The 14,457-nt window shown below is 54.6% G+C and carries 14 protein-coding genes and 3 pseudogenes; 10 read left to right on the top strand and 7 right to left on the bottom strand.

The features are described 5' to 3' along the window. Positions 1-20: 20 nt before the first annotated feature. Positions 21-1,019: an Abi family protein gene (locus tag ACYP2A_RS05260; protein ID WP_459743391.1), complete on the bottom strand. Its 999-nt coding sequence runs from the start codon at positions 1,017-1,019 to the stop codon at positions 21-23. A gap of 395 nt (positions 1,020-1,414) precedes the next feature. Next, positions 1,415-2,428 carry a helix-turn-helix domain-containing protein gene (locus tag ACYP2A_RS05255; protein WP_459743584.1) on the bottom strand — a complete coding sequence of 338 codons (1,014 nt, stop codon included), beginning with the start codon at positions 2,426-2,428 and terminating at the stop codon, positions 1,415-1,417. A 242-nt stretch (positions 2,429-2,670) separates the two neighbouring features. Between ACYP2A_RS05255 and ACYP2A_RS05250 the strand changes: the two genes are divergently transcribed. From ACYP2A_RS05250 to ACYP2A_RS05215, 8 genes and pseudogenes are all read left to right on the top strand, one after another. Further along, complete coding sequence (locus ACYP2A_RS05250; RefSeq protein ID WP_459743389.1) at positions 2,671-3,204, top strand: 2,4'-dihydroxyacetophenone dioxygenase family protein; 534 nt, start codon at positions 2,671-2,673, stop codon at positions 3,202-3,204. A gap of 23 nt (positions 3,205-3,227) precedes the next feature. Next, positions 3,228-4,253 (top strand): annotated as a pseudogene (locus ACYP2A_RS05245) (MFS transporter); the annotation flags it as partial. Between the two features lie 43 nt (positions 4,254-4,296). Continuing rightward, complete coding sequence (locus ACYP2A_RS05240; RefSeq protein WP_459743387.1) at positions 4,297-5,547, top strand: RNA-guided endonuclease InsQ/TnpB family protein; 1,251 nt, start codon at positions 4,297-4,299, stop codon at positions 5,545-5,547. Between the two features lie 72 nt (positions 5,548-5,619). Then, positions 5,620-5,901: pseudogene (locus ACYP2A_RS05235) on the top strand (MFS transporter); the annotation flags it as partial. A gap of 16 nt (positions 5,902-5,917) precedes the next feature. Next, positions 5,918-7,186, top strand: a complete 1,269-nt coding sequence (locus ACYP2A_RS05230) for a carbohydrate porin (protein WP_459743385.1) — start codon at positions 5,918-5,920, stop codon at positions 7,184-7,186. Positions 7,187-7,227: 41 nt separating this feature from the next. Then, a pseudogene (locus ACYP2A_RS05225) lies at positions 7,228-7,608 on the top strand (SDR family NAD(P)-dependent oxidoreductase); the annotation flags it as partial. Further along, entirely contained in the window at positions 7,493-7,975 is a 483-nt protein-coding gene (locus ACYP2A_RS05220) for an SDR family NAD(P)-dependent oxidoreductase (RefSeq protein ID WP_459743582.1), read from the top strand. The pseudogene ACYP2A_RS05225 and the gene ACYP2A_RS05220, both read left to right, overlap by 116 nt. 84 nt (positions 7,976-8,059) lie before the next feature. After that, on the top strand, positions 8,060-8,305 hold the full coding sequence (locus tag ACYP2A_RS05215; protein ID WP_459743383.1) for a hypothetical protein: 246 nt from the start codon (positions 8,060-8,062) through the stop codon (positions 8,303-8,305). A 181-nt stretch (positions 8,306-8,486) separates the two neighbouring features. Here ACYP2A_RS05215 and ACYP2A_RS05210 read toward each other — a convergent pair whose 3' ends face one another. Then, positions 8,487-8,912, bottom strand: a complete 426-nt coding sequence (locus ACYP2A_RS05210; RefSeq protein ID WP_459743381.1) for a hypothetical protein — start codon at positions 8,910-8,912, stop codon at positions 8,487-8,489. A 172-nt stretch (positions 8,913-9,084) separates the two neighbouring features. Here ACYP2A_RS05210 and ACYP2A_RS05205 point away from each other — a divergent pair, with 172 nt between their 5' ends. Next, positions 9,085-9,417: a helix-turn-helix domain-containing protein gene (locus ACYP2A_RS05205; protein ID WP_459743379.1), complete on the top strand. Its 333-nt coding sequence runs from the start codon at positions 9,085-9,087 to the stop codon at positions 9,415-9,417. Between the two features lie 118 nt (positions 9,418-9,535). Here the strand turns inward: ACYP2A_RS05205 and ACYP2A_RS05200 are convergent, their stop codons facing one another. The 3 genes from ACYP2A_RS05200 to ACYP2A_RS05190 form a co-directional block, all read right to left on the bottom strand. After that, a complete protein-coding gene (locus ACYP2A_RS05200; protein WP_459743377.1) occupies positions 9,536-10,615 on the bottom strand; it encodes an AAA family ATPase in 1,080 nt (359 codons plus the stop codon). Positions 10,616-10,918: 303 nt separating this feature from the next. After that, positions 10,919-11,800 (bottom strand): Cfr10I/Bse634I family restriction endonuclease, encoded by an 882-nt coding sequence (locus tag ACYP2A_RS05195; RefSeq protein WP_459743375.1) that lies wholly within the window; start codon positions 11,798-11,800, stop codon positions 10,919-10,921. A gap of 125 nt (positions 11,801-11,925) precedes the next feature. Further along, the gene (locus ACYP2A_RS05190; RefSeq protein ID WP_459743373.1) at positions 11,926-12,162 is read right to left on the bottom strand and encodes a helix-turn-helix domain-containing protein; all 237 of its coding nucleotides are present in this window, start codon (positions 12,160-12,162) and stop codon (positions 11,926-11,928) included. Between the two features lie 116 nt (positions 12,163-12,278). Between ACYP2A_RS05190 and ACYP2A_RS05185 the strand changes: the two genes are divergently transcribed. Next, the gene (locus tag ACYP2A_RS05185) at positions 12,279-13,556 is read left to right on the top strand and encodes a DNA cytosine methyltransferase (protein WP_459743371.1); all 1,278 of its coding nucleotides are present in this window, start codon (positions 12,279-12,281) and stop codon (positions 13,554-13,556) included. A gap of 471 nt (positions 13,557-14,027) precedes the next feature. On the opposite strand, the gene ACYP2A_RS05180 is transcribed toward ACYP2A_RS05185, so the two are convergent. Then, positions 14,028-14,457: hypothetical protein (locus ACYP2A_RS05180; protein WP_459743369.1), on the bottom strand; the 430-nt coding region annotated here is incomplete at its 5' end.

Here is a 14,457-nt window from a genome sequence, read left to right as displayed (position 1 = left end):
ACGGTACATCGAACCAGATGTCAGGCGGGCAGGTGCCAGAATGGGTCTTTTTGCCAATCTGCTGGAAAGCCCATTGCAGGCAGGGATACCTCAGGAAACTCAGTCAGCAATTCATGCAAGTGTCTGTCCCAACGGGTGTGTGGGCTGACCTGACGCATTAGCAGGTTGAGAATGCACAGCACAGTGAATACGCGTACATGTTGTCCTGGCTGCTGTAGATATTCAGGCCAGAGAAAGGCAATGGTCTTCGGTAGCTCAGGACGAATACCCAGCTCGCGATTCCATAATCGAGCATGGTGAGCGCAGATATTGCGGATGGTGGTCAGCGTATGCAGCCACGACTGTAGCAGCGGACCTGGCAGGTTCAATCGTCGGGCAATGGCCTTCCTGTCGGCATCACGAGCCAAACCTTTGAACAGGTGCGAGAGGTCGCCGAGAGTAATCTCTTCCATAGCGGCCCAGGCGGGCATCAGATCTGGGGCGTCGTAGTTCAGTGCGTAGTGGCGAGCATAGCTTTCTTTTGCGCGCAGATTCCTGAGCTGTTGTTTACGTTCTGCAGACGCTTGGGAAGAATCAATACGTCGACATTCGCGCTGATGGTCATGGCGGGCCCTTTCTTGTTTGCCTCGAATGGCATCGAGCAATTCCTGGTGCCGATAGCTGCCTTGGAACAGCGAACGCTGCAAATACCAATGAGCACCGTGAACAGGCCCCATGTGATTGCTGATAGCAGCACGTGCAGCGACTTCGATGCGCTCGATGGCATCGATAACCAGCAATCGCAAGCGTCGGTCAAAGTCGTACAGACGAGTGAGTTCGCGCAGGCTCGTATTGGCTTTGAAACCATGCTCTGGGTCATTCGATACCTGAAACGGGCGCATGTATGGCGTAAGGCGAAAAAAACTGACAGCTTCAAGGAAACAGTGCGCTTTGGCTTCGTTCTGAATGCTCAGGCCGCGCTGTTCAAGCAGGACCAACTGAGCAGGAACGTCAATGGCTGATTTTTGGAAAGGCTTCATGCTGAAAAAACACCGGGCATAAAAAACCCGCTCAATTTGTGCGTAGCTGCCGAAGCAACCCTAGGCATGGCGGGTGTGTTGCGTGAAATGTTATGCAGTGCTGCATATTTTTACAAGAGCCGAGATGCTGCTGTGACAGGTGGAAGTACCCTTACAGTGCTGATGAGTCTTCAGTCGAGCGTGTAGGAAATACAGCTCTTGTGCTGTGGACAGGACTAATCCGCTTGCTGTCCACATTCCATAAAGCGTGGACAAGGTCCACTGGCAGATTTTTGGGATGTCAAAGGTATTTTCAGCGTTTGGGCAGCTTCGTAAGCACTGTCCGCTGTCCTTGGACCGAGGACGGTTTGAGCATGCATGCGCTACGTCTGTCAAATGCTTTCAGCATGAAAACTTCACTCAGCGCAGCCCGGTCGATCCGCAGATCTCGGCGCTGGAGTTTCCTTCGCCGCCGCCCGCACCTCACTGGGCGTGCGCCCATAGTGCGCCTTGAAGGCTCGGGCAAAATGCGCCTGGCTGCTGAACCCGTGCCGATAGGCAACCTCCGCAATATCCAGCCCCTTGTCTTGCCCTCTGTTCAATAACTGAAACGCACGTTGCAAGCGCATCTGCAGAATGAAGCGATGAGGCTGGGTGTCTTCCAAGGCAAACAGCCGGGCCAGGTGCCGGGTTGAAACGCCGATTTGAGCGGCCACCCGTTCGCAGCTCAACTCGGGGTCAGCCAGTTGCTTGAGGATGCATTGTTTGGCCGCCAGCAAGTAGGAAGCGCCAAGCGCGTTGATGCGCCGGTTTCCGGTCTGGCCGGCAATGATAGTGCCCAGCAGTTCAAGCGTGTCCTGCTGAAAGCTCTCTGCCCCCTCGCTGAGTGGCTGCTCGAAAAAGCCGCCCGTGCGTTCACTTAGTGTGCGTAATAGCAGCCGCTGGGTGCCGGTGTTGGCGCTGATCTTCAAGGCATTGTCAAAGCGTCGCAAACAGTGGGACGCAAAAACATCCTGAGGTATGTCGAAGATAAACTTGTGCATCGCCGCCGAAAAACCGAACAGGTAGGGCGTGTCGGTGCGATACACCATCAGCTCGCCCGGTTCGAGCAAATGACAGGTGCCGTTTTGAAAGAAAAACGAGGCACTGCCCATCACCAGCGATACGAACACCGACTCTTTGGGCACCGAGCGAATCATTGAACCGTCCCGCTCGATGACATGCTGGTTGCCGACAATATGAGCCACCCGCAGGTGTTGCAGACTCAGATTATCTTCCCGCGCACTAAAGCCGGTTTCGCTGAAAGAAGAACACTTCAAACCCACCAGCGTCGAGGCGTTGTATTGCTCCCAGAAGGCCACGCGCTGATCAACGGGAAGCGCATCGGTACTGGCACGTCGGGTGTCGAGCAGAAGGGCAGGTCGAGTCATTTTATTATTCTCGTTATTGACTGCCTCGCGTCCGTGTAAGGCGGCTAACAGGGTATGGCCGAGGCCAATTAACCGCCCGTCCCAACCCGCTGTCAACTCATTGCGCAAGCAAAAGCCGACGCAAAAATACCCGTCCGATGCAGACAACAATGACGTCCGTTTCGATCAAACCGCGTTGTCTTTCTGGTCTTAGAGTGGCCCTGCAATTCAACAAGCAGCCATCCAACAAGCAGAGGCCGAACATGCCCGAATTAGCCCGTAACGAGTTCTGGAAAGACCTGCAGCCCATCGCCAACTGCTTCAAGCCCGATGCCAGGCCCGAGGTTTATCTGCCCAATGCCGCCAGCGATGACTTGCTGCTCTATGTGCCCTTCACCGAGACCGTTTCTTCACGACCCTTGTGGATCTCCCCCAGCGAAAACCGTTGGTGCGACATCCTGATGTCCAGCCGTGCCGGCCTGGTCAATCGGCACTACCACCCGCACGAAGTGTTCGCCTACACGCTCTCGGGTAAATGGGGCTATCTGGAACACGACTGGACCGCGACCGCTGGCGACTTCGTTTATGAAACGCCCGGCGAAGGCCACACCCTGGTGGCTTACGAACATGAAGAACCGATGCGCGTGTTCTTCATCGTCAAGGGGCCGCTGATCTGGCTCGATGATCAAGGCGAGCCCGACGGTTACTTCGATGTGCGCTCCTACATTGCCCTGTGCCGTGAACATTACGAAAAGGTCGGCCTGGGGGCTGATGCTGTCGATCGTCTGTTCCGTTAAACCCTGTTCTGCGGAGAACGACCATGGCTCAAAACAATAATAAAGCCAGTTATGAAAATACCCTGTTGTGCGTGTTGTTCCTGACGTTTGGGTTTGTGTTTTTTGATCGTCTGGCCCTGTCATTCCTGTTTCCGTTCATGGCCGATGAACTGCAACTGAGCAATAGCCACCTTGGCATGTTGTCTTCGGTACTGGCCTTGGCGTGGGCAGTTTCCGGTGCGCTGGTGGGCGCCTGGTCAGACCGTCGCGGTGTGCGCAAGCCGATCCTGGTGGTAGCCGTCATCCTGTTTTCCCTGTGCTCGGCGCTCTCTGGGCTGGTATCAGGTTTTCTCAGCCTGTTGCTGTTTCGCGCCATCATGGGCCTGGCAGAAGGGCCGATCCTGCCGTTGTCGCAATCGCTGATGGTCGAGGCCTCATCGCCGCACCGCCGCGGCCTCAACATGGGGCTGCTGCAGGGCTCGGCAGCGGGGTTGCTGGGCGCGGTGATTGGCCCGCCGGTGCTGATTGCGCTGGCCGAGGCGTATGGCTGGCGACATGCGTTCATCGTGTCGTTGCTGCCCGGGCTGCTGATTGCCTGGCTGATCTGGCGCTATGTGCGCAAGGACGAACCGCGCCCGGCACCGATTGCGAACGCGGCACCTAGCGGTAATCGGCTGGCTTTGCTCAAGAGCCGCAACATCGTGCTGTGTACGCTGATCAGTTGCGTATTTTTGACCTGGTTCGTCATCCTGATCTCGTTCACCCCGACGTTTCTCGTCAGTGTTCGCGGCTACAGCCCGCCGAGCATGGGCGCGGTCATGAGCTGCCTGGGCGCCGCCTGGGTCATCTGGGGCTTTGTCGTGCCGAGCATTTCCGACCGCCTCGGCCGGCGTCCGACTCTGGTGTTGTTCTCGTTGATTGCCGCCTGTTGCCCGGTCGCGCTGCTGTATGCGCCTTCGCCGCTCGTGCTTGGCATCCTGATGGTGCTGACCTACACCGGGCTTGGCTGTTTCGCCACAATACGCGGGAAGCCCCGTCCTTCAGGTCGGGGAGGAATAGCGCTCACCGCAAAGCGGTGATAGTCTAAGGCTGTATATTCAGCCAGTAATCATGATGAATCGACTGCAAGCCTACAAATTCCGACTTGAGCCAACATTTGATCAGGGAGTTCTTTTGAAGAAATTCGCTGGTTGCGTTCGCGTGGTCTGGAACAAGGGCTTGGCGCTTCAGCAGGAACGACATGCAGCCGGTGAAAAGAAGCTGGGTTATGCAGGACTCTGCAAAGAATTGACGGCGTGGCGAAACAGCCCGGAAACACCGTGGCTCGCCGAGGCCTCGGTTGACATTGAGCAGCAAGTTCTTCGTGATCTGGAAACCGCTCATAAGCGTTTTATCGACAAGCACTCCGGTTTTCCTCGATTCAAAAAGAAGGGATCTCGCGACAGTTTCAGATTCCCACAACCCAAATCAATCAGGCTCGACCAGGCTGACGAGCGGATCCTGCTACCGAAACTCGGCTGGCTGAAATTTCGCAAAAGCCGCAAAGTGCTCGGCCTGATCAGAAACGTCACCGTTAGCCTCAAGGCTGGCCATTGGTACGTTTCGATCCTGACAGACCGTGGCGTGTCAGAACCTAGTCACCCTGCCGCCACAGTAGTAGGAATTGACCTTGGAATCGTCAGATTCGCCACGCTGTGGGATGGGCAGAAAGAGACTGTAGTACAGCCTTTATCGTGCTTTAAGCGTCACGAGCACCGGCTTGCCAAAGCTCAGCGTCAGATGAGTCGCAAGGTTAAATTCAGCAGCAACTGGAAGCGCGCCAAGTCACGTGTCCAGAAGATTCATGTCCAGATTGCCAACGTCAGAAACGACTTCCTGCACAAGACCTCGAACAGCATCAGCAAAAACCACGCGATGCTGTGTGTTGAGGATTTGCAGGTCAAAAACATGAGTCGTTCGGCCAGTGGAAGTCTGGAGAAGCTAGGTCGAAACGTGCGGGCCAAGTCAGGTCTGAACAAGTCGATCCTGAATCAGGGGTGGGGCGAGTTTCGCCGCCAGCTCGATTACAAGTCCGCCTGGCAAGGTGGATGGCTGGTGGCGGTGCCAGCGGCCAACACGAGTCGGGAATGCCCAACGTGTGGCCATACCCATGCAGACAATCGAAAAAGCCAGAGCGTGTTTCTCTGCGTGGCCTGCGGTCACACAGAGAACGCCGATCTGGTGGCTTCAAAGAATATCCGTGAGCGTGGATTGAACTGCTCAAAGGCCAGGACACTTGGCCGGATCGCCTGTGAAGTGAGTGGTGTTTCAGTGCCGCCAGCAGCAGGAACCCATCGAAGCGAGCAGCCGACTCAGGTCGGCTGACGCCGTAGGGAATCCCCTTCCTTTCCGGCGAAAGCCGGCGCCTAACAAGGCGAGGTGGGGGAGGATGTCAAGCTGTTCATGGCAACCATCCCGGCCGAAACCGTCCCGCGTGAAGTCATGGCCACGGCGCTGGGCATGATCATGGGTATCGGCGAACTGGTCGGCGGCTTCGTGGCCCCTACCGTCGCAGGCTTTGCGGCCGATCGGTTCGGGCTGTCGATCGTGATGTGGATCTCCTGCGGTGGTGCCTTGCTGGCGGCAGCGCTGTCACTGCTTCTCAAGGAAACCGCCCCTGCGGTGTTGCAACGCCGATCACAGGCGTCCTCTGCGATTTGCTCTTCACAACAACAATAAAAAATGAGTTCCCATCATGAGTCTTCTCATCCGTTTGTGCGTGTGCGTATTCGCGGCATTGGCATACCCCCAGGTTTGGGCGCAGGACCGTGAAGGTCCACTGGCCGAACTGGGCGCACAATGGGCCGGCTATGGCATCCAGCCCCATGTGCAGTTCACCAACCTGTCCATGAAGAATCTGGACATCGGCACGCGTCCGCATAGCTTTGGTAACAGCGGCAACCTGTACGTCGGCGCCGACGTTAACCTGGGCACGCTCAGTGGCCTGGACGGCGCGGCGCTGCACTTCGAGCAAACCCTGTTCATCCTCGACCAAGGCACCGGCCAGCCAACCGGTGATGAATGGCAAGGCGCTGCGGGCAGCTACTTTGCCGGTGCTCCCCTGCACAACGACATCACCAGCAACCAGCTGAGCCTGTTGACCTACGAGCAGAAATGGCTCGACGGTCAGCTCGACATGCACATTGGCCGTACCAACGCCCGGCGCTATTTCTACATCTATAACTGCGAGACGGCTGTCACCTGCACCGATCCGATTCTGGATGCCTCAACCGGCATGTTGCCGCCGCCCTTCGGCGCTTGGGGCGGCTACCTGAAGTATCAGATGAGCCCTGCTTTTTATGTGCATGGCGGGGTGTTCGAGTCCAACCCGGTGGACTACCTGAAAAAGCGCAAAGGCCTCGACTTCAGCACGGACGACGCCAGCGGCACCAGCTTTCTGATCGGCATCGGCAGCAAACCCGGCAGTGATACCACCCAGTACGAACTCAACGCTTACTTCAACTCGTCCGAGCAGGTCGATCCGTTGACTGGCACCAGCGAACACGGCACCGCTGGCGGCTTCTTCAAGTTTCGCCAGACCCTGTGGCGCGGCGGGCAACAAGGCGTGCAAGCCTTCGGCTCGCTGTCAGCGGCGGCCGACGACAAACAACCCTTCAGCCACTTCGCCGAAGCCGGCTTGACCTACCTCGCGCCTTTCGACCGCGTGCAGGACAAGCTCAATTTCAAGGCCAGCTACCTGCAGGTCAACGCTCACCAGTTGCAGTTCCAGCAACGCCTGCGCATTGCCGCCGGTGGCGACCCGGAAATGGGCGAGCGCAATGTCTACGCCCTGGAAGCCAACGGCCATTTTGCCCTGACCCGCCACCTGTCTATCGAGCCCAGCGTCCAGTACGTGATCAACCCGGACAACTTCTACAACCCCGGCGCGCCGCAACTGAGCAACAACGGTTTCGTCATTGGCCTGCAAGTGGCGCTCAACGTCGGCGCCTTGCTTGGTCTGTGAAGTGCCGCGCTGTTTAACTGACCCCATGAGGTACGAAAACCATGTTCAACAGCAATCTGTTTGCAGGTAAGGTCGCACTCGTCAGCGGCGGCACCTCGGGCATCGGCCTGGCGACCGCCGAATACCTGGCTCGGCACGGCGCCAGGGTCGTGGCGATAGGACTGGGCGCCGACGTCACCCCCGTCAGCGCCGGGGTTGAACTCGACCTTCGCGAAGTCAACGTCACCGATGACGAGGCACTCAAGAACGTTATCAAAAGCCTCGACCGCCTCGACATTCTGGTACCCGCCGCCGGCGGCACGCTGGGTGACAAGGAGATGGAGTGGGAGGCCTTCAATCAAGTGCTGTTGGTGCAACTCAACGCCGTCTACCGACTCATCAACCTGGCGTATCCGCTGCTGGCCAAACAGGGCGGCTCCATCATCAATATCGCCTCGATGTTTTCTTACTTCGGTGGCGGCAAACTCGTCGCCTACTCGTCGCCTACTCGTCGCCTACTCGGCGGCCAAGGGCGCCATCGTGCAAATCACCAAGTCCCTCGCCGAGGCCTACGCCGCCGATCACATCCGCGTCAACGCCGTGGCACCGGGCTGGATCACCACGCCGCTGCTGGCGAAAATCGACGACCAGCCCAGAATCGACCGCTTGCTGTCGCGCACGCCCATGAAGCGCTTTGGCAGCGCGGAAGAGGTGGCGAAGGTGATTGCGTTTCTGGCGTCGGACGCGGCTTCGTTTGTGAACGGCGTGATTCTGCCGGTGGATGGCGGGTACCTGACCACTGCCATCTAAGGAGAACAACCGTTCGTCTGCCGGACTGCACTTGAAGGCTTATGACATTTCCAACGAATACCTACACGAGACCCAGAGGTACGTATGGAACATCAAGAACTGGAACGCGAAGTACTGACCCGCCTGCTGCATGCCCATCCCAGTGGTCTGGGCAAGGAAATCCTGGATAACTACCGGGGCGAAAAGGCGGTGGTGGAAGTGATCAGGCGTTTCCAGCACGAGAATTTCATTCACGGCACCCCGGTTGACCCGAAGACCTCGGCGCTGGAGTTTCCGATCAAGCTGACCAGTGCCGGGGTTGATGAGGCCAAGAAGCTGGACGCTGCGTGAGTGCAAAGGGCTTGATCGCCTTTTCAGCAACACTTTGGAAACGCAGGCACTAAGCGGTCCAAAAACCAAAAAGGCCCAGGTTATTACCTGGGCCTTTTTGTGTGGCTGAATTGAGTAAATACGAGCCCCTGCGATGCAATGGCATCGCTTGCATGAGCTACGTTATTTCTGAGGCACTACGCTAGATCATGCCCAATTGCCCACGAATCTCCAGAGCGGTTTTGCCCTTGGTTTCGACCTGCATGCCCAGCGACTGAATGTGGGTGATTTCCGTGTCGGTCAGGCCCAGGCTGCGTAGGCCATCCACCCAACGCTGGAGACGTTCCGGGGCGGCGGCTCGTGCGTTGGCGCCTTTCGCACGCTGGCACATATGGCACAGGTCATCGGGAAACGGCTTGCTGACCCATGTGCCGGGGCGTCGATATTCGAACAGCCCGCAATCGCAGCGGCATAGCCAGACGGTGCCTTTTCCTGAGCGGCTGGGGCGGGACCAGGCGATTGCGGTCATTTGTCCACGCCGCTTACCGGTATGATCGGCGGCATGTTCGGGGCGCGGGGGTAGCTTTGGCAGGTGGGTGAGGGTGAGCTTGGTTTTGAAAGAGGTCATGGATGCTTCCTTGCATGATTGATGGGGTAAGGGGGCGCTGGCTTTTTTTAGGCAAGCCGGTGCTGTCGGCGCCAGTGTGGCGTTTTCATTTTTCGTGGTTGATTGCGCAAGCCTGGGACAGGCTGCGTGACTCTGTGCGGCTACCGGAAATATACTTCCTGTTGTGGCTTCCATGCAACGTGTTGAATGCTTATTTTTTGAGCAGCCACTGATGGACTACAACGTTGCCTTCGGCACAACCTTCAGACGCTTGCGACGACTCAAGGGAATGACACAGGAAGATTTCGGGGCGGTGGTCAGCGAGCGCTATGTCCGGATGCTGGAGAAAGGCCAATATTCGCCAACGCTGGGGACTATCGGTGACCTTGCTCAGGTTTTGGGTGTGAGTCCGATTACGTTGATCGCGCTGGTGCAGGCAGAGCACCTTGGGACGGATGCGGCACAGTTGATGGCGGAGGCGCTTGAGGATGTGTTGGGTTTGAGTGGGCCGGCAGCGCCGGTCTGATTTTTTGCGGCGGCGGCAACCTACTGAGCCAGCTTAGACGTTGCTGTGTGTGGCGAGCCAGTATCCGAGATCCCAAGCATCCCAATCATGGCAGGCCTGCATCAACCAGATTGGTTAGCTAGGCGGTATCCAGCGGAATTTTTGCTTTATCTACACCCGCGCTGGCCGCAGCCTGCACGCGAGTCTTGCCGTCCTGCTTGCTGACGAAATACAGCTCGGTGGTTTCCAGGTTTCTGACGATGGATTCGCTGTGCGTGGTCAGGAGCACAGGATGCTTGGCAGAAGCATTTTCCCGAATAAGCTGCACCAGTTCGCCGATAGCTTTGGGGTGAATCCCGCGCTCTGGCTCTTCGATAATAGTGATGCCGCTCTGACGGGCGCGACTCAGCACCGCCGTCAGAATACAGAGCACATAGATCATGCCGTCCGAAACCAGTTTTGCCGGAAAGCGGGCTTTCGTTCCGCTTTCACGGAAGGTAATCACGGTCGATCCATCCAGTCGCTGCTTTTCGGTCGACACGCCCTCCATGCCTGGTACGATCAGCTCCAGCCATTCCAGTATCTGATCCCTGAAGTCCGGATTCTTTTCGAGCACCGACAGGATGGTCGCCACGTTCTTGCCATGAGCGTCCAGCTCACTGGTGTCGGTGGTTGAGCTATCGGGTTCCTTGGCCGCCACCGGGTCGATGCGAAAGACCTTCAGGTTGGTCAGAAACGCATAGAGCGGGCTCTGCCCAAGCAGCATCAGCGCGGTCATGTCTTTCGGGTAATCGGGCAGGCTTTGCAGTCCGGCCGATTCGCTGAGCAAGACTTTGGTGTCTGCGCCCTGGCGCCGATCAATGACAAGACGATCATTGATTTTCAGCGTCTCGGAAATCAGCGGGGCCTTGTCCATAGCATGCAGGGACAGGCTGTAGTCATAGACGTTTTCCGCCAGCGCCAGCTCTATTGAAAAGCTGATCGTTGTGCGTTTTTCCTTGCGATATTTGAAGCAATGAATCTGAGAAAATCCGCCAAACTGCGTTCTGGCCTGCACGGCCCCGAGCTTGACCACGGCACCGAGGAAGGCCAGCGCATCGACGATATTGCTTTTGCCGGAGCCATTGGCGCCTGCAAACACCAGAAGCGGCGACACCTCTTCTAGGGCCAGATCGGCCACGCTTTTGAATCCTTTGATATGCAGTTTGCGGATGTTCATCAGGATTTTTTGTTCTCCGGTGCCTTGGCGCGTCTGCCGGCAGAGTAACAAATTTGCTGTGATTTACCTTTTTATAATTATCTGACAGGCAGTGTGTAGCATGGATGCAGTTTGAAGCTATATCTGATCGGTGATCGTCTAGGAATAATAACCAAAAAGTAAGGTTGTAGTTTTCACAGGGTTTATCCTAGATACAGTCTTGAGCGCCTGCCAGCTCTGCCTTTGTCTGTTTGCGAAATTGCAGTAATTTATACTTCATCTTGTGTCAGAGGGTTTTCGATGCGGATATACATCGGATAACATCTAGAGATGAAATAGAGGGAAGTCGTCGAGAATTGATTGCGCAGAATCTCGAGGAGACGTCGCTAAGTAAAGTTCGTCTACAGCTTTAGTAGGCGTTCCTCCCCTTGCAAGCGAGATCAAAGATGCAGCTTTATAGTGTTGAACTACATCTGCGCCTTTAAATGAGTTTAGGTGAGCATAAAACCTAAAAGCCGCACCCTTCAATACTACTTCAATTAAGTATTTTAAAACATTGGCTTCAAAAAGAGGTTGGTATAATCGATCGCTCCTAGTAGTTCTCTTAACCGCTACTGCGAATAGGAAGCCTGTTGGCTCAATTTTACCTTCTAAAAGCTTATGTGCACTCTCTAGTTTTGCTAGGTTCGCTATGCTCAAACTTTCTGCAGGCTCTGTGAAGCATGAAAGCTCTGGAGGGAGTGGGAATGGAAGACGAACACCAACGATATCTGGGCTAGATAATCCTAATGCCAAACCTCGAGATTTGAGTGCTGCTTCATGCGCCAAAATATTACTGCGAATTTCCGGGCGAAATAGCTTAGTGGCGTCGTACCCTCTCGGAAGTTTCACGACTGCAATTTTTCGAGTAGGAGTATTAACGGTCTGGGTTGGCTTTGTGAAATTTTTAGACTCCCAAACCCCTGAGTCCATAAAGTTGTTCCATGCTGTAGCTGCATTCCAGAAGGCGCCTGCCTCCAAAAGTTCAAATACGTCCCCCTCAACTTTTGCAATGGCTGAGGTTTTAACGTCGAAGTCACTACCAAATAGTGCTTTACCAGCTAGGGTCGCATTCCTAGTAAACTGTGTAAGATACTCACCAAATGAGCGCGTCGGATCAGGGTCGTTATCACAACCTGGCATAAAATCTGTGAAAGTACAGTTCATTGCGGCCATCTGACGAAATCGGAATTTGGTATCTCGTCCTTTAACAGTATTTACGCGCCTATCTTCAAAGCACTTTCCGAAAGGACAGTTTACGCAAACCGTAGCGTGATCGAATGAATATGGCATCAACCTTCCTTAGCATGGGCTATTTCGCGAGCAGTAGCAAAAATCACGTCTAGATCACTACCAAGAGCTGTCGCAATTTTCTGCATGACGAGGAGGGTCGGATTGCGCGCGCCGCGCTCCACGCCGCTGATGTAGGTGCGATCAATGTTTGCTCTGTTGGCTAGCTCTTCCTGGCTGAGGCGCAAAAGCTCTCTGTGCCGACGGATGGCTAGACCGAAGTAGTCTGCTAGATTCATGGCGGAAAGCTACTGCTATGTCGATTAAGAGGCCACGGACTATGAGTCACATAGGGTGTACAGATAGGTTTGATCGAGCTATTGTTGGCCATTGATTTATTTCTGCGGTAGAGAAGATGCCTAAAAGTCACCCCGTTACGCCGGCACCAACCACAGTGATGGCGTCAAACCTAATGCCCACGGCGGTTTCCTTGTTTTCAGGATGCGGCGGCTTTTGCGAGGGTATAGAAAGCGCCGGCACAAAAATTCAGGTCGCCGTAGAGCTGGATAAATTTGCTTGCGAGACTTATCGACACAATTTTCCTAGCACGCCGCTATTTGAAGGCGATGTTCACGGCTTCTTAGCTGATGACTCATCGCACATTCAAGATTACCGGCTGAGTCAAGTTGACCTCGTTTTCGGGGGGCCTCCTTGCCAAGGCTTTAGCCAGATAGGCCAAAGAAAGTTAGATGACGAGCGAAACGAGCTCTATAAACAATATACTCGTATAGTTGATGCTTTGCGTCCTCGGGTCTTCTTTATGGAGAATGTTCCCAATCTTGCGCTTATGAATAAGGGTTATTTCAAACGGCTGATTTTGGAGGAGTTTGCAAGTCTTGGTTATAGTAACTCAGTAATGCTTCAACTTTCAGCTGACGATTTCGGCGTGCCTCAGACTAGGCAGCGCGTCATATTTGTTGGTACTCGGGATGAAGATGAATTCCCTTTCGACCTTTATTCTTTTTGCGAGACGGCGCTAGACGGATATCGCGTAAATAAAGCCGTTACTGTGAGCGAGGCGATTGGTGATCTTCCAGATGACATAGTTCACAGTGGTGAAGTTTTAGACTATCCAAAAACTGTTAAGCCATCACAGTTCATGAAAGATATGAGGCTGGACTACGATGGTCCGCGCTACTCCAAGGCGCTTAAGAAAAAACGCGGTTTAGGTAAAAAAACAGCTGCACTGCATAATCATCACACCAAAGAAATCCAAGCTCGCAGAGCCAATCTTATCTCCCTGCTCAAGCCTGGAATGAAAGCGAATAGCCTCCCCAAAGAAGTTTGGGATGGTAAGCGACCGGAAAAGTGGAGGAGATTGCATCCAAACCAACCATCGCACACCATTCTGGCTCAGATGCACCGAGACATGAGTGAGTGGATCCATCCGCATGTGAATAGATGGATTACAGTTCGAGAGGCAGCTCGCCTACAATCATTTCATGATGGTTTCGTTTTTGTTGGCAGTGAATGGCAACAGTTAAAACAGATTGGTAATGCAGTGCCTCCGTTGCTGGGGTACGCCTTGGGCAAGCTGTCGCAACACATTCTCTCTGTGCTTGATGGAGAACAGCTCGTTACCAACTCTCTGCAATCACCCACAGTTCAGTCTGAGCTATTTATACAGGTTTAGAAAAGCGAGCGTTCATCAGGTTCTATTTCGTAATCTAAAAATGCTTGATGTAAAAAAGGTAAGCGATTTAGTGTCTTGTATTTCTAGGTCGCTCGCCTCAATCTGGGCAATCAGTTTAGTTGCGCAAAATGAGTGGTCGTTTACTTCTTAATAATACAAATGGAGTAATTCCTAGGCTTATCTCCATTTTCTCATGATAGATTAAGCCCTCAATATCACCTATGAGAGCCTCTCTGATGCCTCTGAAAACGTAGGCGAGGCAGTTGGCGCAAGGCAAAAACAGGCTAGGCAGCGGAGTTTACGGTTGGAAATGAGCATATTGAGCCTGTTTTTAACGTGGCGATTACAATGCAGGTCGTTTTTAAAAGTGCCCTCTCGCGCTGTCCCCCCTCCCCCTCAAGCACGAGACGCATCGGTTTGATGATTTTCTTTCTGACATCCTCAATTGTGTTGGCCACAGTCGGCGTAATCTTAAACGCCCAGCCGCGAGAAGACCTGATCGTTGCCAGCGAACACGAACAGTGGCGCGTGCTTAAGTGCCTGCTCGGCGGGTTCGGTTGGTTGTAACCGCCTCACCAACCCCACATTCCAAGCCCCAACCTGATCCCCGATGCTGAGCTCCCGAAACCTCTCAGGAGCCAGCCGCTCATGATGCGTCCCGACGCCAAAGTCGAAAAAGTCTATCTCTACCCAAAGCCCGTCGACTTCCGAAAATCCATCGATGGCCTGGCCGCCCTGGTCGAGCTGGATATCAAGGTGGCCGTGTTTGATCCAGTGCTGCGTATTCCGCGCGCACTTGGACACCCATTCCACGAACACGTGGACACTGATTCCACGCTGACTTGGACACTCATTCCACGGCCACTTGGACACTGATTCCACGAGTACTTGGACAGTGAAT

The organism is Pseudomonas sp. 3A(2025) (genome assembly GCF_054589175.1).
The sequence above is the reverse complement of the archived record's forward strand: the minus strand, read 5'-3'. Positions and strand labels throughout refer to the sequence as shown.

Excerpts from the sequence above, each read along its gene's own strand:
- ACYP2A_RS05210 (WP_459743381.1), bottom strand. The coding sequence starts at position 8,912 with ATGACCTCTTTCAAAACCAAGCTCACCCTCACCCACCTGCCAAAGCTA.
- ACYP2A_RS05185 (WP_459743371.1), top strand. The coding sequence starts at position 12,279 with ATGCCTAAAAGTCACCCCGTTACGCCGGCACCAACCACAGTGATGGCG.
- ACYP2A_RS05255 (WP_459743584.1), bottom strand. The coding sequence starts at position 2,428 with ATGACTCGACCTGCCCTTCTGCTCGACACCCGACGTGCCAGTACCGAT.
- ACYP2A_RS05200 (WP_459743377.1), bottom strand. The coding sequence starts at position 10,615 with ATGAACATCCGCAAACTGCATATCAAAGGATTCAAAAGCGTGGCCGAT.
- ACYP2A_RS05230 (WP_459743385.1), top strand. The coding sequence starts at position 5,918 with ATGAGTCTTCTCATCCGTTTGTGCGTGTGCGTATTCGCGGCATTGGCA.
- ACYP2A_RS05205 (WP_459743379.1), top strand. The coding sequence starts at position 9,085 with ATGCAACGTGTTGAATGCTTATTTTTTGAGCAGCCACTGATGGACTAC.
- ACYP2A_RS05250 (WP_459743389.1), top strand. The coding sequence starts at position 2,671 with ATGCCCGAATTAGCCCGTAACGAGTTCTGGAAAGACCTGCAGCCCATC.
- ACYP2A_RS05240 (WP_459743387.1), top strand. The coding sequence starts at position 4,297 with ATGAATCGACTGCAAGCCTACAAATTCCGACTTGAGCCAACATTTGAT.
- ACYP2A_RS05215 (WP_459743383.1), top strand. The coding sequence starts at position 8,060 with ATGGAACATCAAGAACTGGAACGCGAAGTACTGACCCGCCTGCTGCAT.
- ACYP2A_RS05190 (WP_459743373.1), bottom strand. The coding sequence starts at position 12,162 with ATGAATCTAGCAGACTACTTCGGTCTAGCCATCCGTCGGCACAGAGAG.
- ACYP2A_RS05260 (WP_459743391.1), bottom strand. The coding sequence starts at position 1,019 with ATGAAGCCTTTCCAAAAATCAGCCATTGACGTTCCTGCTCAGTTGGTC.
- ACYP2A_RS05195 (WP_459743375.1), bottom strand. The coding sequence starts at position 11,800 with ATGAACTGTACTTTCACAGATTTTATGCCAGGTTGTGATAACGACCCT.